Origin of the sequence: Streptomyces sp. NPDC005752, assembly GCF_040630715.1 — a bacterium.
Taxonomy (GTDB): domain Bacteria; phylum Actinomycetota; class Actinomycetes; order Streptomycetales; family Streptomycetaceae; genus Streptomyces.
On sequence record NZ_JBEXYB010000006.1, the window covers coordinates 29,776 to 47,819 of the forward strand.

The following is an 18,044-nucleotide window of genomic DNA, read 5'->3' on the forward strand; positions in this document are numbered from 1 at the left end:
GTCCGGGCTCCCGGGCCCGGCGGCACGAACGGAGAGGTGATCGATGGGCGTGGCGGGATCCTTCCCCAGCTTCGCGGGGAGGCCCCCCGGCCCGGTCATGGGCCGGGACGAGGCGGACCGTACGCTGGCCCGGCTCGGTGCGGAGCACGAGGCCATCGAGACCTCGCTCCTCGCCCTGGAGGAACACGCCGGCCGCCGGCTCCTGGAGGGCGCCACTCTGGCCGGTGTCACCAAGGAGCGCTGGGGCTCCGCCAAGCGGTCGATCACGCTGCTGTGGCAGTACTTCGACGCCTACGCCGGGGCGCTGGCCTCGGCCCGTGAGATCCGGGGCAGGCGCCGCTACCCCGGCAGGAGCGACCTGGTGGCCCTGACCGACCTGCTGCGCGGTGACGGTGTGACCGTGCCGAACCAGGGCTCGACCGGCCCGGGCTCCTCGCTCACCGGTCCGGCCCGGCTCTCCGAGCGCTTCACGCTGGAGGAGCTGGTCGCCCGGATGAACGACCTGTACGCCGCGTCGCTGGACATGGTCCTCGCGTCGGACTCCGTATGGTCGGCGCTGCCCGCCCGGATCGACCTGCTGGCCGCCGAGCTGCGCCGTACCGGCTCGCTGGCGCACTCGGTCGGGGTACGGCCCGGGGAGCATCCGGCCGGTGACGACCTGGAGTCGATCGCCGAGGAGCTGGCCACGTTGCGGGAGCAGGTGATCTCCGATCCGCTGGCGTTCTGGATCCCGGGCCCCGGCAGTGCCGCGCCGGGCGGAGGGCGGCCCGACACCACGCGCTACGACCGGGCTGCACGCGCCCTGGAGGAGGTGCGCCGCGAGATCGAGGCGGTGCTGGCGGTCCGCCAGGACGCCGAGCAGCGCCTGGTCCAGGTGCGGGACCTGCTGTCGCGCGCGAACCGTACGCTCGCCGAGGCCCGGTTGGCGCGCGGCGAGGTGCTGGCGAAGATCGCCGCCTCCGAGGTGCCCGCGGTCAGCGGACCGCCGACCGTGTTGCAGGAACGGCTCGCGACGGCTTCGGCGTACCGCAGGCACGCCCAGTGGAGCAGGCTGTCACCGCTGCTGGAATCGCTGGAGCGGGAGGCGGAGGACGAACTGCTGCGCGCCCGTGAGTCGCTGACGTCCGTCACGGAGCCGCTGGCGGTCCGTGCGGAGCTGCGCGGCAGGCTGGACGCGTACAAGGCGAAGGTGGCCCGGCACGGTCTGGCCGAGGACCCGCTGCTGATCGAGCGGTACGACGCGGCCCGGCGGATGCTGTGGAGCGCGCCGTGCGATCTGCGGGTCGCGGAACAGGTGGTGCTGCGCTATCAGCGGGCCGCCACGGATCTGCTGACACCGCGCCGCCCGGACCAGCACGACGGACAGGGGGAGAGATCATGAGTGCGCAGTGCCAGCGCCCCGTGTGCGAGGGCAGCTACGAGGACATGGGCGGCGGCGAGCTGTACTGCGACACCTGCGGCCTCGCGCCGGTCGTGTCGCCCACGGGCATGGTGGGCTCACCGCCCACGGGCATCGCGGGCGGTGGCAGGGCGGGAAGCGGCAGCACCTCGCGGCGGACCGGTTCGCAGGCGTCCGCCCGGTCGTCGTCCCGCTCGTCGACCTCCAGGCGTTCGGTGTCCGGGCGGCTCTCCCGCTCCCTGTCCGGAAGTCCCACCTCGCGGTCCGTGTCGGTGCGCTCCTCGGGCACCTCGACGGGTTCGGCCTCCGGCCGCGGCAGGCTCGGCGCCGGCCTGGTGCTCGTCCCCGACGTGCCGAGGCCCGACCCGTACACGGCGGTGATGGAGAAGCCCGAGGTCCCCGAGCGGAAGCGGTTCTGCTCGCGCTCCGACTGCGGTGCGCCGGTGGGCCGGGCCCGCGGGGAACGGCCCGGCCGTACCGAGGGGTTCTGCACCAAGTGCGGACACCCGTACTCCTTCGTGCCCAAGCTGCGCGGCGGCGACATCGTGCACGGGCAGTACGAGGTGGCGGGCTGCCTGGCGCACGGCGGGCTCGGCTGGGTCTATCTCGCGGTGGACCGGGCGGTCTCCGACCGTTGGGTGGTCCTCAAGGGCCTGCTGGACACCGGGGACCAGGACGCCATGGCCGCGGCCATCTCGGAGCGGCGCTTCCTCGCCGAGATCGAGCACTCCAACATCGTCCGCATCTACAACTTCGTGGAACACCTGGACCAGCGCACCGGTTCGCTCGACGGCTACATAGTGATGGAGTACGTCGGCGGGAAGTCGCTCAAGGAGATCGCCAACGAGCTCCGCACACCGGCCGGGAGGCGGGACCCGCTGCCGGTCGAGCAGGCCTGCGCGTTCGGGATCGAGGCGCTGGAGGCGCTCGGCCACCTGCACAGCCGCAACCTGTTGTACTGCGACTTCAAGGTCGACAACGCGATCCAGACGGAGGACCAGCTCAAGCTGATCGACATGGGCGCGGTGCGCAGGATGGACGACGGCGAGTCGGCCATCTACGGCACGGTCGGCTACCAGGCTCCGGAGGTGGCGGAGGCCGGCCCCTCCGTGGCCTCCGACCTGTACACGGTGGCGCGGACGCTCGCGGTGCTGACCTTCGACTTCCAGGGGTACACCAACGTCTTCGTGGACTCGCTGCCGGATCCGGACAACATCGAGGTGTTCCGGCGGTACGAGTCGTTCTACCGGCTGCTCGTGCGGGCCACCGACCCGGATCCGGCCCGCCGGTTCTCCTCGGCCGCGGAGATGGCGGAACAGCTGACGGGGGTGCTGCGGGAGGTGGTCGCCCTGCAGACGGGGCGCCCGCGCCCCGCGCTCTCGACCTTGTTCGGCGTGGAGATGCGCGTGACGGACACGGAGTTGTTCGCCGCGCCGACCGAGGAGGTGTCACGTCTCGGTGCCCGTCCCGCGGCCCCGTCCGGCGGCACGGGCCTCTTCGGACGACGGCGCGGGGCGGCCACCCCGGTCGTCACCCTGCCCACCCCGGCCCGGCCGGCCGTTTCCGCCGGCGCTCCCGTCGTCCCCGCCCCCGCCCTTCCGGCCGCGCCCGGCGGCGCCGGTCCGCTGTACGCGCCCGACACCCATGTCCGGGGCGGCACGGGAAGCGGCGCGGTGGCCGGCGCGGTCGCGTCCGGGCAGCACCGGGCGGCCGTTCCGGCGCCTCGCGCGGCGGCCCCGGCCCCCCTGACGCTCCCGGGCGCCGGTCCCCGGATCGCCGCGTTCGACGCGCGGGCGACCTCGCTGGCCCTGCCGGTCCCCCGGGTCGACCCGAACGACCCGAACGCCGGATTCCTCGCCGGGCTGATGGCGTCGGCGCCCGCGGAGCTGGTCTCCGCCCTCCACTCCGTGCCCGCCGCTTCGTTGGAGACCCGCCTGCGGGAGCTGCGCGCGCTCCTGGAGATGCGCGAACTCGACGCCGCCGTACGGGCACTGACCGCGGTGGAGGCACAGCACCCGGACGACTGGCGGGTCGTGTGGTACCGCGGTGTCACCTCGCTGGTGACCGGTGACCACGAGAACGCCGCGCTGTCCTTCGACGCGGTGTACGACGCCTTCCCCGGCGAGCCGGCGCCGAAGCTGGCCCTGGGTGTCTGCGCCGAGGTGCTCGGGCAGCTGGACAACGCCGCGGAGTACTACCGGCTGGTGTGGACGACGGACCCGAGCTTCGTCAGCTCGGCCTTCGGTCTGGCCCGGGTCCAGGTCGCGACGGGTGACCGGGCCGGTGCCGTGCGCAGCCTGGAATCCGTGCCGGAGTCGTCGATCCACTACACGGCGGCGCGGGTGGCCGCGGTGCGGGCCCGGCTCCGTGAGCGGGCCCCGCACGAGCCGCTGATGGACGACCTGTCCGCCGCGGCGGACCAGGTGACCGCCCTGCGGGCCTACGGCCTCGACGCGGTGAGACGGGAGCAGCTGTCGACCGAGGTACTGGGGACGGCACTTGACTGGGTACTCTCCGGTAGTCCCACGGCTCAGCCGGTGGCGCCGCACTCCCCCGCAGTCGCGGGTCCGAGGACGGTACTGGGCAGTGACCTGGACGAGCGGGGCCTCAGATTCGGTCTCGAACGCTCGTACCGGATGCTCGCCCGGCTGGCACAGCGGGGCGACGAGAGGATCGAACTGGTGGAGCGGGCCAACCGTTTCCGCCCCCGGACCTGGGTGTGAAGATGTCACAGAGCCACCAGCAGGCCTCCTTGCCGGGGTGCCCCAGCTGCGAGGAACCGCTGGAGTCGGGCGACCGGTTCTGCGGAGGCTGCGGGTACGACCTCTCGGCCGTGCCCGCTCCTCCCGCCGACCGCCCGACCGTCGCCATCACCGTCCCCGCGCAGGGCGCCGGCGCGCCCGCGGCGGCCGGGGCCGTCGAGTGGCCGCGTGCCTCCGCGACGAACAGCTCCGAGGTGCCCGCGCCCACGCACCGGCCCGCCGACCTCCCCGGGGTGGACTCCGGCGGAAGGCCCCTGCCCACCACCGACCGGGCAGCGGTCCGCTTCGACGAGCCGGGCTCCCCGAAGGGCGCGGCTCCGGACGGCCCGGGAGACGCCGCGGGCGAGTCCTCGGGTGAATCCTCGGGTGACTTCGAACTGGCCGCGCCCGATCCCCGTACCGTGGAGCACGCGGCCGCCGGTGCCTCGGCGGCCGGGGCCAAGGTCTGCGTGGCCTGCCGCTCGGGCCGTGTGGACACCGACGGCTACTGCGAGAACTGCGGCCACGCCCAGCCCCGCGAGCGCGACCACATGGAGCAGGAGCTCGGTGCGGTGGCGGCCGTCAGCGACCGGGGCCTGCGCCATCACCGCAACGAGGACGCGTTCGCGGTGTCCTGCACCGCCCTGCCGGACGGTTCACCGGCCGTCGTCGCCATCGTCTGCGACGGCGTCTCGTCGGCGAGCCGTCCCGACGAGGCGTCGGCCGCCGCGGCGGGCGCCGCCAACGAGTCGCTGCTGGAATCGCTGCCGCGCGGCTCGCATCCGCAGCAGGCCATGCACGAGGCGATCCTGGCCGCGTCCGAAGCCGTCAACGCGCTGGCGCAGGAACCCGGCCGGGCGCTGGAGCACGACCAGCACCGCCATCAGAACGCCCCGGCGTGCACCCTGGTCGGCGCGATCATGGCGGGCGGTCTGCTGATCGTCGGCTGGGTCGGCGACAGCCGTGTCTACTGGATCCCCGAGGACCGGTCCCAGCCGCCGGCCCGGCTCACCGAGGACGACTCCTGGGCCGCGCAGATGGTGGCGGCCGGCCTGATGAACGAGGCGGAGGCGTACGCCGACGAGCGCGCCCACGCCATCACGGGCTGGCTCGGCGCCGACGCGTACGAACTCGAGCCGCACACCGCGTCCTTCAAGCCCGACCGGGCCGGCCTGGTGGTGGTGTGCACCGACGGCCTGTGGAACTACGCGGAGTCGCCGGCCGAGATGGCCGCGGCCGTACCGTCCGACGCGTGTGAACGACCGCTGCACGGAGCCCAGGTGCTGGTCGGTCACGCCCTCGACGGCGGGGGCCACGACAACGTAACAGTGGCGCTGCTGCCGTTCGCCGTGGCGGCGCGAGGGGCAGGATCCGCCTGAGCGCGAGCGGTCCGCCGCCGCCCCCCATGGCGCTCCGCCCCGTCCCCGCGCGCCCCGCGCCCGTCCCGTGCCGCGCCTCGTGTCCCTCGCCCTGAACCTGTCCGCACGTCTGTCTTCGTCACCGCTGTCCTCGTCCGACACACGTGGTGCCTCAAGGAGCCGATGAGATGGCCAACTTCTCCAAGTCCAGCGTGCCGCGGTTCGCCGTCGAGGTGTACCAGAACGAGTTCCTCCCCGAGGGCGGCCGCGACGTCAACGCGATCATCACCGTCACCTCCACCGGCGGGGGTACGACCGGCGGTGTGCCGCTGGCCGACGGCGCCCCTGCGCCGGCACGTGTCCCGGGGCGGGCCCCGGGAGCCGCCGTGGTGCTCATGGTCGACTGTTCGGGCTCGATGGACTACCCGCCGACGAAGATGCGTAACGCACGCGACGCGACGGCGGCGGCCGTGGACACCTTGCGGGACGGCACACGGTTCGCCGTCGTCGCGGGAACGCACACGGCCAAGGACGTCTACCCGGGCAACGGGCAGCTGGCCACGGCCACCCCGCGGACCAAGGCCCAGGCGAAGGAGGCCCTGCGCCGTCTGAGCGCGGGCGGGGGCACCGCGATCGGGACCTGGCTGAGGCTGGCGGACCGGCTGCTCGGGGCCTCGGAGGTGGACATCCGGCACGGCATCCTCCTCACCGACGGGCGCAACGAGCACGAGTCCCCGGAGGACCTGCGGGCCGCTCTGGATTCCTGTGCGGGCCGGTTCACCTGTGACGCGAGAGGCGTGGGCACCGACTGGGAGGTGAAAGAAGTCACAGCGATCGCCTCCGCCCTGCTCGGCACGGCGGACATCGTCGCCGATCCGGCGGGTCTCGCCGCGGACTTCACGCGGATGATGGAGAACGCGATGGGCAAGGAGGTCGCGGACGTCGCGCTGCGGCTCTGGACGCCCGTCGGTGTCGAGATCGTGTTCGTCAAGCAGGTGGCACCGGCGGTAGCCGAACTGACCGGCCGCCGCACCGTGGCGGGACCGCGCGCCGGTGACTACCCGACCGGCTCCTGGGGCGACGAGTCCCGGGACTACCACGTGTGCGTGCGGGTTCCGGAGGCCGGGATCGGCCAGGAGATGCTGGCGGCCCGGGTCTCGCTGATCCTGCCGCCCCCCTCGGACGACGGCGTCCCGCAGACCCTCTCCCAGGGTCTCGTGCGGGCCGTGTGGACGGACGACATGGCCGCGTCGACGTCGATCAACCCGCAGGTGGCGCACTACACAGGACAGGCGGAACTGGCGCAAGTGATCCAGCAGGGACTGGATGCGCGCAAATCGGGAGACTTCGACGGCGCGACGGCGAAACTGGGCCGTGCGGTGCAGCTCGCGTCGGCTTCCGGAAACGCGGATACTGCGAAACTGCTCTCGAAGGTGGTCGACGTCGTCGATGCGGCGACAGGTACTGTGCGACTGAAAGCGAGGGTCGCGGAGGCGGACGAGATGACACTCGAAACGCGCTCGACCAAGACGGTTCGCGTCAAGAAGTAGCGACACGAACGGCAACGACACGACGACGAGGCACCGCACGGAAAGCCGTTCCGGCCGACCGCGGTGCACCGGACAGCATGCGGCCTCCGGGCCGGACGAGGAGAGGGGGAAGCGCCGACATGCCGACATGCCCGAACGGACACCAGTCGGGTTCCGAGGACTGGTGCGAGGTCTGCGGACACCGCATGGCCGGGACGGACGCGCCCTCGGGCGCGGTCCCTCCGCCTCCCCCGCCCGCCTACGGCTACCCGCAGGGGCCGGGCGCCGGGCAGCCGACCGCGCAGGCCGAGCTCTGCCCGCAGTGCCGCACCCCGCGTGAGGCGATGGCGCCGTACTGCGAGGAGTGCCGCTGGAACTTCCTCACGAACACGGCGACGTCCTACACCCCGCTGGCCCCGCAGGGCGGCGCGGGCGGCCCTGCGCCCGGCCTGAATCTGCCGCCGGGCTTCCAGGCGCAGCAGGGCCCGCCGCCACCGCAGCAGCAGGGTCCCCCGCAGCAGCAGCGGGACCCGTTCGCGTACCAGGGTTCCCGGCCTTCGCAGATGAACCGGCCGGCCGAGCCGCTCTCGCCGGAGCAGGGTGGCCGCCCGGGTCCTCCGCCGCCCCCGCCGTCCTTCCAGCAGGGACCGCCGCCTCCGCCCTCGTTCCAGCAGCAGTCGCCTTCTCCGTTCGAGGCACAGGGTCAGCCGGGGCAACAAATCCCGGGGCAGCAGGGCCAGGGGCAACAGGGCCCGGGCTCCCAGGGTCCCGGCCAGCCTGGTCCCGGCCCGCAGGGCGGCCCGTCGTCGCCGTTCGAGCCTCAGCGGCAGGGGCCGCCTCCGCCTCCGCCGTCGTTCCAGCAGCAGTCCGCGCCGCCCGCGCCTCAGCGGCCGCAGGCGCCGGGGGCCGGTGGCGACGACGACTGGATGCTGCCGCCGCCCTCGCAGCAGCAGCCTCCGGGACCTCCGGGAGCCTTCCAGCAGGGCCCACAGGGTCACCAGGCACCACAGGGTCACCAGGTTCCGCAGCCTCCGCAGCAGCAGTTCCCCGGTCAGGGCCACGTCCAGGGAGGTCCGGGCCAGGGGCCGGGCAGCTGGACGGCGGTCATCGCTCCGGACCGTGACTACTTCCTGGCGATGATGCAGCGCAGCGGGCCGGAGGCGACCGGGCTCAACCTGCCCGCGTACTCGCCGGAGCAGCGTCTTCCGCTCACCGGCAGCCAGATCACCATCGGCAGGCGCCGGCACAGCACCGGCGAGGCCCCCGACGTCGATCTGGCCGTACCGCCGGAGGACCCGGGTGTCTCGCACCAGCACGCCGTGCTGGTGCAGCAGCCGGACGGCAGCTGGGCCGTCGTCGACCAGAACTCCACCAACGGCACAACGCTCAACGGCGCCGAGGACCCGATCCAGCCCTACGTCCCCGTACCGCTCCAGGACGGCGACCAAGTGCACGTCGGGGCCTGGACGACGATCACGGTCCGCCGCGACTGATCCTGCACACCACGAAGACACCCACCGGCCGAGGACCGGGGTCCTAGGACCCGGGTCCTCGGCCGGTGCGTCTGCGACGATGGACGGGTGACAGAGATTCCGCGCGACACGCTTCAGGAGCAGACCTTCTATGAGCAGGTCGGCGGCGAGGAGACTTTCCGGCGCCTGGTCCACCGCTTCTACCAGGGCGTAGCCGAAGACCCGTTGCTGCGGCCGATGTACCCGGAGGCGGACCTGGGCCCGGCCGAGGAGCGGTTCGCACTGTTCCTGATGCAGTACTGGGGTGGTCCACGCACCTACAGCGACCAGCGGGGTCATCCGCGGCTGCGGATGCGGCACGCCCCGTTCCAGGTGGACAGGGCGGCGCACGACGCCTGGCTCCGGCACATGCGGGTGGCGCTCGACGAACTCGGTCTCTCCCCCGAGCACGAGCGGCAGTTGTGGGACTACCTCACCTACGCCGCCGCCTCGATGATCAATACCGCGGGCTGAGCCGACCGCTGCCCGCAGGCCGTACCGGGGGACGGCACACCGGATGATGCCGGAGGCGGGCCGGCGTCGGCTGCCTCAGACGGTCCCGACCGTCACGGCGAGCGAGCCGAGGCCGCCACCCGCGCCCCGCAGGGCGATCGAGCCGAACGGGGTGCGCAGCCGCAGCCAGGAACCCGCCGTGAGCAGTGCGACCGGGAAGTCGGGTGCGGGGCGCAGGAAGCCGAGGGACTGGGCGGCGTGCACCGCGCGTAGCGGCAGCTCCGTCTCCCCGACCGTCCGGGACCAGATGTCGCGGCCGATCAGATCGCGTTCCGCCCGGGTGCGCCGGTCCTCGGGCAGCGCGGCGTCGCGGGCCCGGAATTCGGCCACGGCGCCGGTGAGTTCGGTGCGCAGGTCGACGGGCCCCGGCAGCCCGGGGCGCTCCTGCCAGCCGCCACGTGGCGGCAGCATCCCGGCCCACGGCGGTCCGGTGACGGGCATCGGCAGGGCGCCCGTACCGGCCTGTTCGCCGGCCTCGTCCGTGTTCAGCGACTCGAGGAGTTCACCGGCCGAGACCGTGACGTCGAAGTAGTGCACGCCGGAAAGACGGACCGTGCGGATGGCGAGCACCTCGAAGGAGGGCGGCCGGCCGAAGACCGCGAGCGCGCCGCCGCCCGCCTGGAGGCGGACGGCGGCGGCCCGGTCGTAGTGGAGCAGCCGGCCGAGGAAGGCGGCGAGGTCCGCCGCCTCCCTCGCATCGGCGAACCGCAGCGACCGTACTGGCACTGTCATACGACGGCGGGCTCCTGGTCGAGGTACTCCTGCAGGAAGAGCTTCTCCTCGGCGGTGATCCGCCGGGGCCGCTCCTCCGCCAGGTTGTACGGCACGACGACCGTGGACGCCCGTACGTAGACCTGCTCGGGGTCCTTGACCTCGTAGGCGATCGTCAGCGACGCGGCGGTTATCTTCGTGACCCAGGACTCGACGGTCACCGGCGCGTGCCGGTGGACCAGCGGGCGCACGTAGTCGATCTCGTGCCGGGCCACGACGGAGCCGCCCGAGAAGGACGGCGAGCCGTCCCCCGGCGCCAGCCGGAACATGAAGTCGATGCGCGCCTCCTCCAGGTAGCGGAGGAAGACCACGTTGTTCACGTGGCCGAAGGCATCCATGTCCGACCAGCGCAGCGGGCAGCTGTAGATGTGACGGGCCAAGTCGATCAGCCTCGCGTGAGCTTCTTGTAGGTGGCGCGGTGCGGCCGGGCCGCGTCCGCACCGAGGCGCTCGATCTTGTTCTTCTCGTACGACTCGAAGTTGCCCTCGAACCAGTACCACTTGGAGTCGCCCTCGTACGCCAGGATGTGCGTGGCGACGCGGTCCAGGAACCAGCGGTCGTGGGAGATGACCACAGCGGCTCCGGGGAACTCCAGCAGCGCGTTCTCGAGCGAGGACAGGGTCTCGACGTCGAGGTCGTTGGTGGGCTCGTCGAGGAGCAGCAGGTTGCCGCCCTCCTTGAGCGTCAGCGCCAGGTTGAGGCGGTTGCGCTCACCACCGGAGAGGACACCGGCAGGCTTCTGCTGGTCCGGGCCCTTGAAGCCGAACGCGGAGACGTAGGCCCGCGACGGCATCTCGACCTGGCCGACGTTGATGTAGTCCAGCTCGTCCGAGACGACGGCCCAGAGGGTCTTCTTCGGGTCGATGTTGGCGCGGGACTGGTCGACGTAGGAGATCTTGACCGTGTCGCCGACCTTGATGGCGCCCGAGTCGGGGATCTCCAGGCCCTGGATCATCTTGAACAGCGTGGTCTTGCCCGCGCCGTTCGGACCGATGACACCGACGATGCCGTTACGCGGGAGCGTGAACGACAGGTCGTCGATGAGGACCTTGTCGCCGAAGGCCTTGGAGAGGTTCTCGACCTCGACGACGATGGAACCGAGCCGCGGGCCCGGCGGGATCTGGATCTCCTCGAAGTCCAGCTTCCGCATCTTGTCCGCCTCGGCCGCCATCTCCTCGTAACGGGCGAGACGGGACTTGGACTTGGTCTGCCGGCCCTTGGCGTTGGAGCGGACCCACTCCAGCTCTTCCTTGAGCCGCTTCTGGCGCTTCTCGTCCTTGCGGCCCTCGACCTTGAGGCGGGTGGCCTTCTTGTCGAGGTACGTGGAGTAGTTGCCCTCGTAGGCGATGGCGCGGCCGCGGTCGAGCTCGAGGATCCACTCGGCGACGTTGTTCAGGAAGTACCGGTCGTGGGTCACGGCGATGACGCAGCCCGCGTACTTCGAGAGGTGCTGCTCCAGCCAGTTCACCGACTCGGCGTCGAGGTGGTTGGTGGGCTCGTCGAGGAGGAGCAGGTCCGGGGCCTCGATCAGCAGTTTGCAGAGCGCCACACGGCGCTTCTCGCCACCGGAGAGGTTGTTGACGGGCCAGTCGCCGGGCGGGCAGCCCAGGGCGTCCATGGCCTGCTCCAGCTGGGCGTCGAGGTCCCAGGCGTTCGCGTGGTCCAGGTCCTCCTGGAGCTTGCCCATCTCGTCCATGAGCGCGTCGGAGTAGTCGGTCGCCATGAGCTCGGCGACCTCGTTGAAGCGCTTGAGCTTGCCCATGATCTCGGCGGCGCCGTCCTGGACGTTCTCCAGGACGGTCTTCGACTCGTCGAGCTTCGGCTCCTGCATGAGGATGCCGACGCTGAAGCCGGGCGAGATGAACGCGTCACCGTTGGACGGCTGCTCGAGGCCCGCCATGATCTTCAGCACCGTGGACTTACCGGCGCCGTTGGGACCCACGACACCGATCTTCGCGCCGGGCAGGAAGTTCAGATTGACGTCATCGAGAATCACCTTGTCGCCGTGCGCCTTGCGCGTCTTGCGCATGGTGTAGATGTACTCAGCCAAGAGAAACCGTCCGGCAGCAATAGAGGTGTGGGTAGATACACCCATCTTGCCTGACGCCCGCGCCCTGACGGAAACCCGTCCGGTCCCCGGGCACGCGATGAGCCCGGCACGGAGGTCCGTACCGGGCTCTTCACGACACTTCACCGGCGCTCGTAACGGCAGCGCCCGTGCTCAGTCACTCACCGCTGCTCTGCGGCTTCTTCCTGCGGAGCATGAAGACCGCGCCGCCGCCGAGGACGACGAGGGCGATGGCGACACCCGCGATGACGGGGGTGGCGCTGGAACCGCCGGTCGCTGCGAGGTCACCCTCGGTGCCCGGGGTGCTCGCGGCGGGCGCGGGCGTGGGCTCGGAGCCGGTCTGGGTCGTGGTGTCGTCACCCGGGGCGGGGGTACCTGCGGTCTCGCAGTCCAGGACGCCCTTGAAGTTCTTGCTGAAGCCGCCGGGGCCGGTGATCGTGAAGTCGTAGGCCTCGTCCTCGCCGACCGGGACGGTCACCGTGCGGGTCTCACCGGCCGGGATGGTGTGCTCGGTGCCGGCGAGCTCGAAGGTGAACGCCTCGTCACCCGTGTTGCTCGCGGTGATGTCGACGCCGCCCTTGGCGCAGTTCTTCTGCGCGGTCACCGCCGGGACGGCACCCTTCTCGGCCCAGGTGGCGCTCGCCGTCGCGGAGACGGTCGACTCGCTGGAGCCCGCGAGGATCATCGTCTGGCTCTTGATCAGCCCGGCGAAGACCCGGCCCACGGGCACGGAGGTCGAGGCCTGGACGGAGAACGCGGCGGAGCCGTCGGTGGCGTCCTCGGGCACGGAGAAGTAGAGGTCGGACCCGTCGGCAGCCTCGGTGACGGGCTTGCCGGTCTTGTCGGTGACCTGGACCCCGCTGGCGGCGGCGTCGGCGGGCGGTGCCACCGAGACCTGGCCGGCGTCGGTGTGGACGGTGATCGGGCCCAGCTTCTCACCGGCCTTGCCGGAGACTGCGGCAGGAGACAGCCCCACGGATGCCTTGGGCTCCGCGACGTTCTGGGCGTGCGCCTCCAGCCAGTCGGCGAGCTTCTCGGCGTCCTCGTCCTTGGCCGTCACTTCGGCCTTGTCCGAGAAGCGCCAGATGGCGACCTGGGTGCCGGCGGCGGCGGTCTTCTCGTCGAGCGGGCCAGTACCGGCCTCCTTGGCGAGCGCCGCGAAGTCGTTGACCTGCGGGTAGGAGTGCTGAAGGATCCAGCGCACCTTGCCGGCATCCTCGTTGGCGCCGAGCGAAGACTGGTCCCAGGGGGTCTCCAGGTACTTCGCGCCGTCCTTGGTGGGCGTGTGGAAGTCGATGCAGTACGTCTGGATGGTGCCGCCGCCGTCGACCTTCATCTCGAACAGGCCGGCGGGCAGCTCCTGAGGCTTCTCGCCCTCACCGGTGTTGAGCTCCGCGGTGCCGTAGGTCTTCAGACCCTCCAGTACGGCGACCGCGCCACCCTGGTGCTGACCCGAGTCGTCCCCCGGCGCGGCCGTGGCGGCCGTCGCTCCGACGATCGTTCCCGCGGCGACCAGCCCGGTGGCCAGCATCGCTGCGGCCGCCCTGACGAGACCGCGGCCCTTGCTCCGGCCCACTGGGGAGCCCTCCGTCGCCGCCGTCGACGACGCAGTGAACGCTGAAGACACAGAAATCACAGAATTCCCCTCCGGGCGAGGCCTTCACGCGTGATGTGCGTGTGGGAGGTGCCTCGCCAGCAAACTCAAGTGCCGCATGAGTACGGGGGAATCGTAAGGAGCGAGCGAACGCGAATCCCCCGTCATGCCGTCAGATAAGCATTCCGACTCGTAATCGTTACAGCCCTGTTCGGCGCGCCCTCTCCCCTTCAGGACAACGATGCCATGTGCGTGGCTGGTTTCTGACGATGCGTAGGCGCCGTGAGGGAGGGGTCTGCTCTGACCACGCGCCGGAACGCGGCCGTCCCTCTGGTCAAGTCGTGCCCCACCGCCACGGCGTCGATGTCCACGGAGGTCCTCCACACCCCGTCCCGCTCCTCCTCGCGCACCTTCAGACGGCCGTGGACGAGGAGCGGCTCTCCGACCGAGACCGAGCCGGACAGATTCGCCGCCAGTGTCCGTCGTGCCCAGACCGTGTAGAAGCCGGTGCTGCCGTCCGTCCAGGCCTGCTGCTCCCGGTCCCACCGCCGGGGTGTCACCGCCAGCCGGAATCGCGCCGTCGGTCCTGTCGCCGTCTCCCTGAAGTCCACCGGGGTCGCCGCGTTTCCCACCAGCGTCACCATGGTCTCGTTCATTTCCCGTCCCCCGATTCCCTGCCGCTTCCGTCCGCTTTCCGTCCCGCTGTCCGCCCTGCACCGATGGGATGCGGTGCGGTGCGCCCGGTGCGTCCGTCCGATCCGCTTGGAACCATGCTGGACGGAAACGTGAAATCCCGCCGGGCCTGTGGATTACCCGCCGGTTGTGGAAAACTCCGTCACCGCCACATAGCGCTCCCGCACCTCGCGGTAGCGCGCCAGTTCCGCCGCCACCGGATCGAGGACCCTGGCCCTGCCGCAGCCGGCCGCCGCCTCGCGGAGCCGCCGCTCCGCCTCCTGCCCGTACCGGCGCGCCGGCCCCCGTGCCGCGGCCGCGCACGCCCACTCAACGAGCGGCCCGCCGACCACTCCCGCCAGCATGAGCAGCGCCGGGGTGAGCAGTCCGGGTTCGAGCACGCCCACGATCTGGCCGAGCAGCCACAGGCCCCCGAAGATCTGGAGCAGCGTCATCGATGCCTGCGCGAGTACCGCCGCCGGCCACCACGCCGGGCGCGGCGGCCTGGCGCCACGGCTTGCCAGGGCGCCGGTGACGGGTGCGGACCCCCTGCCTCCCGGTACGGAGCCACGCTTTCCCCGCCCGTCGGCCGTGATGGGTCCGCCAGGGCCCGCAGGCACCGGCCCGGTGTCGGTGCTCCCTCCACGGCTCCGGCCCCCGCCTCCCGCCGCCGCGGTACGTGACAGCTCGTCCAGCGCCTCCGGCAGCCCCTGCGCCCCGTTCACGGCCGCCTCGCGCACGGCCTGCGCCCAGGGCGTGGGCAGCCCGCCCACGGCGTCGTCCGCCAGGGTCCGCACGGCCTGCTCCACCCGCTGCCTGGCGGTGAGCTCCTCCTCCGGCGGCGCGAGCGCCTGCGCCATCAGGTCGAGGCCGCCCAACTGCCGGGTGGACTCGTACCAGCGCCAGAGCCGCAGCCATGGCGTCCCGCAGGCCCGCCCCGCGTTCCTGCGCCACTCCCGCTCGGCCGCCTGCCCGGCCGCCGCCGCACCGACGGCTTCGGCGAGCCGGTCGGTGAACTGCTCGCGGGCCCGCTCCCCGAGCCCCGGCCGCCCCTCGGCCACGTACACCGGACGGAGCCGCGCGGCGGCCGCGTCGACGTCGGCGGAAAGCCTGCGTGCCGCAGCCGTACGGGACTGGACGAACCTGCCGAGCAGTTCGCGCAGATCGCCCACCCCTGCGCCGGTGAGCGCGGACAGGGACATGACCGTGGCGCCCGGATCGCCGTGCTCCCCCACAGCGATGCCGTCCTCGTCGAGCAGTCGGCGCAGGTCGTCCAGGACCAGGTCGGCCGCCTCGCCGGAGAGCCGGTCGATCTGGTTGAGCACGACGAAGGAGATCTCGGCGTGCCCGGCGAGCGGTCGCAGATAGCGTTCGTGCAGGGCGGCGTCGGCGTACTTCTCCGGGTCGACCACCCAGATCACCGCGTCGACCAGGGCCAGCACCCGGTCCACCTGGTCCCGGTGGCCGGTGGCCGCCGAGTCGTGGTCGGGCAGGTCCACCAGGACGAGCCCCTGCAGCGCCTCGTCGACGGCCGTGCCGCCCTGCACCGGCCTGCGCCGGAGCCGGCCCGGGATGGCCAGCCGGTCGAGCAGTCCGGCGGCGCCGTCGGTCCAGCTGCAGGCGATGGGCGCCGAGGTGGTGGGCCTGCGCAGTCCGGTCTCGGAGATCTGGACGCCCGCGAGCGCGTTGAAGAGGGTCGACTTCCCGCTGCCCGTGGCCCCCGCGACGGCGACGACCGTGTGGCGGGAGGAGAGCCTCTGCCGGGCCGCCGCCTCGTCGAGCACCCGCCCCGCCTCGGCGAGCGTGTCCCCGTCGAGCCGGGCACGGGAGAGCCCGACCAGTTCACGCAGCGCGTCCAGGCGGGGCCGCAGGGGGCCGCCGGGCAGTCCGTACGCCTCGACCTGGGTCTCGGCGGCGTCGTCGTCCTGGGCGGTCCGCCGGTCCTCCGCGTGCTCCTGAGCGGCCTCGGCGGCCTCGGCTCGGCGAGCGATGAGGCCGTCGTCCCAGCGCCGTCCGTCGTGCCCCCGCACCCCCGTACCGTCGTCCTCCGCTCCGTGGTCCGGTCCGTGCCCGTGGTCAGGTCCCTGGTCGGTGACGGCAGTCATCGCTTCCACCTCTCCTTCTGCAGTACGGACAGCGCGGCAATGAGTTCGGCCTGCGGTTCGGGGGCGACTTCGAGGGCGTCCAGCGGGGCGAGCCGCCGGTCACGCTCGCCGTGCATCACCTGGTCCAGGCACTCGGTGAGCAGCGCCCCGCCCCTGTCGCGGAGTCGCAGCGCCCCCTGGGCGCCGATCCGTTCGGCGAGCTGCTCTCCCGCGCCCCTGGCACGGCGGCCGCCGAGGAGGGCGGCGGCCAGCAGCGCCGCCACCGTCTCGGCGTCGGGCGCGGCGTTGCGTTCGAGCAGCCGTGCCTCTTCCTCGGCCAGCTCTTCCAGGACCCGCCGCCAGCGCCGTACGGCCATGCCGATGCGGCCCTGGATGTCCTCGGCGGGCCCCCACCCCCCGGCCTCCCTGCCCGCGTCCTCGAACCGGAAGATCCCGGCGGCGGGCTCGCGCTGCCAGGTCGCACGGATCTGCTCGTCGGATGCCGCCACGGCGCACTGCAGCAGGGCGGTCAGACTCTCCACCAGTGCGTCCAGCAGCTCCGCCGCGCTGCTGTAGAGCGGGTATCCGCGCCAGCGGGTGCGTGCGCCACCGGCCAGCACCGCGCCGTTCCCGAGCCGCCGCCGCACGCGCGACAGTTCCTTCCCGTACGCCTCCTCGACCACGCCGGTCAGCCGCACGGCCGCCGCGTACTGGGCGGCCACCGCCCCGGCCAGCTCGGGCATCCGGACGTTGAGCGAGTCGATGACCCCGGACGCCGTACGCCCCACGGCCTGCTGACGGGCCGCCGGGTCCTGCGCGCGGTGGGTGAGCCAGGCACGCAGGGGGGCGACGGCGGTGGTGGGCAGCAGTCCGCTGCCGCCGCCCGCGGACTCGGGCAGCTCCGGAATGGTGAAGCGCGGCACGTCGCCCAGGCCGGCCCGGGTGAGCAGCGCGGCGTACTGCCGGGACACCTCGCCGATCACCTGGTGCGGCACCCGGTCCAGGACGGTGACCAGGGAGGAGTCGTACTCCTTCGCGGTGCGCAGCAGATGCCACGGCACGGCGTCCGCGTACCTGGAGGCGGTGGTCACCATGACCCACACGTCGGCGGCGCAGATGAGCTCGGCGGCCAGGACCCGGTTCCGCACGACGAGCGAGTCGATGTCGGGGGCGTCCAGGAGCGCGAGCCCCCGGGGCAGGGTGGCCGCGGTCTCGACACGCAGCACGGTGTCGTCGCGGTCACCCTCGATCCCGAGGTGGTCGAGCCCGTCCGGGTCCGGGACCTGCCCCGGGGGCAGCCAGATCCGGGTCAGCTGCGGCAGCACCCGCACCCCGGCGAACCAGTGGTGGTCGTCCGGGTGGCACACGAGTACGGGGGTCCGTGTCGTCGGACGCAGCACACCGGCCTCACTGACCCGGCACCCCACCAGGGAGTTGACGAGCGTCGACTTGCCCGCGCCGGTGGATCCCCCGATCACCGCGAGCAGCGGTGCCTCGGGATCCTTGAGCCGGGGTACGAGGTAGTCGTCGAGCTGGGCGAGCAGTTCGGTCCGCGTCTGCCGGGCGCGTGGGGCCCCCGGCAGCGGAAGTGGAAGACGCACGGCAGCGACACGGTCGCGCAGGGCGGAAAGTGCGTCGATGAGCTGGGGCCGTACATCCATGGTTACCACATGCGAAGAATGCCCAATTTTGACGCCTTTTTGAAGCGTATAGGCCCCTCTGCGCGGCGGATCCACCCCGGGGGACAGAGGGGATGAGTGGGGCGCGGGCATAACGAGTGCACAACACCCGTGACGCGAGGCGC

At 72.3% G+C, this 18,044-nt stretch carries 13 protein-coding genes; 6 read left to right on the forward strand and 7 right to left on the reverse strand.

What is annotated here, in order from left to right:
• The first annotated feature begins 43 nt into the window (after positions 1-43).
• The 6 genes from ABZ441_RS07095 to ABZ441_RS07120 all read left to right on the forward strand — a co-directional run bounded on the left by ABZ441_RS07095 (position 44) and on the right by ABZ441_RS07120 (position 9,012).
• Positions 44-1,381, forward strand: coding sequence for a hypothetical protein (locus tag ABZ441_RS07095; RefSeq protein WP_358969292.1), 1,338 nt, complete (start codon positions 44-46; stop codon positions 1,379-1,381).
• On the forward strand, positions 1,378-4,122 hold the full coding sequence (locus tag ABZ441_RS07100) for a tetratricopeptide repeat protein (protein WP_358969294.1): 2,745 nt from the start codon (positions 1,378-1,380) through the stop codon (positions 4,120-4,122). The genes ABZ441_RS07095 and ABZ441_RS07100 overlap by 4 nt, the downstream gene beginning before the upstream one ends.
• 2 nt (positions 4,123-4,124) lie before the next feature.
• Entirely contained in the window at positions 4,125-5,519 is a 1,395-nt protein-coding gene (locus ABZ441_RS07105; RefSeq protein ID WP_358969295.1) for a PP2C family serine/threonine-protein phosphatase, read from the forward strand.
• 167 nt (positions 5,520-5,686) lie between these two features.
• Positions 5,687-7,048 carry a VWA domain-containing protein gene (locus tag ABZ441_RS07110; RefSeq protein ID WP_358969297.1) on the forward strand — a complete coding sequence of 454 codons (1,362 nt, stop codon included), beginning with the start codon at positions 5,687-5,689 and terminating at the stop codon, positions 7,046-7,048.
• A 119-nt stretch (positions 7,049-7,167) separates the two neighbouring features.
• Positions 7,168-8,520, forward strand: coding sequence for an FHA domain-containing protein (locus tag ABZ441_RS07115; protein ID WP_358969298.1), 1,353 nt, complete (start codon positions 7,168-7,170; stop codon positions 8,518-8,520).
• Positions 8,521-8,607: 87 nt separating this feature from the next.
• Complete coding sequence (locus ABZ441_RS07120; protein WP_358969300.1) at positions 8,608-9,012, forward strand: globin; 405 nt, start codon at positions 8,608-8,610, stop codon at positions 9,010-9,012.
• Positions 9,013-9,087: 75 nt separating this feature from the next.
• On the opposite strand, the gene ABZ441_RS07125 is transcribed toward ABZ441_RS07120, so the two are convergent.
• The 7 genes from ABZ441_RS07125 to ABZ441_RS07155 form a co-directional block, all read right to left on the reverse strand.
• Positions 9,088-9,783 (reverse strand): hypothetical protein, encoded by a 696-nt coding sequence (locus tag ABZ441_RS07125; protein WP_358969302.1) that lies wholly within the window; start codon positions 9,781-9,783, stop codon positions 9,088-9,090.
• Positions 9,780-10,202, reverse strand: coding sequence for a thioesterase family protein (locus tag ABZ441_RS07130; RefSeq protein WP_358969304.1), 423 nt, complete (start codon positions 10,200-10,202; stop codon positions 9,780-9,782). The genes ABZ441_RS07125 and ABZ441_RS07130 overlap by 4 nt, the downstream gene beginning before the upstream one ends.
• Before the next feature lie 5 nt (positions 10,203-10,207).
• Positions 10,208-11,872, reverse strand: coding sequence for an energy-dependent translational throttle protein EttA (gene ettA, locus ABZ441_RS07135; protein ID WP_358969306.1), 1,665 nt, complete (start codon positions 11,870-11,872; stop codon positions 10,208-10,210).
• A 175-nt stretch (positions 11,873-12,047) separates the two neighbouring features.
• Complete coding sequence (locus ABZ441_RS07140; protein ID WP_358969308.1) at positions 12,048-13,466, reverse strand: Cys-Gln thioester bond-forming surface protein; 1,419 nt, start codon at positions 13,464-13,466, stop codon at positions 12,048-12,050.
• 248 nt (positions 13,467-13,714) lie between these two features.
• Entirely contained in the window at positions 13,715-14,140 is a 426-nt protein-coding gene (locus tag ABZ441_RS07145) for a single-stranded DNA-binding protein (protein WP_358969310.1), read from the reverse strand.
• Positions 14,141-14,293: 153 nt separating this feature from the next.
• A complete protein-coding gene (locus ABZ441_RS07150; protein WP_358969311.1) occupies positions 14,294-16,261 on the reverse strand; it encodes a GTPase in 1,968 nt (655 codons plus the stop codon).
• Positions 16,258-17,901: an ATP-binding protein gene (locus ABZ441_RS07155; RefSeq protein WP_358969313.1), complete on the reverse strand. Its 1,644-nt coding sequence runs from the start codon at positions 17,899-17,901 to the stop codon at positions 16,258-16,260. The genes ABZ441_RS07150 and ABZ441_RS07155 overlap by 4 nt, the downstream gene beginning before the upstream one ends.
• Positions 17,902-18,044: the final 143 nt, after the last annotated feature.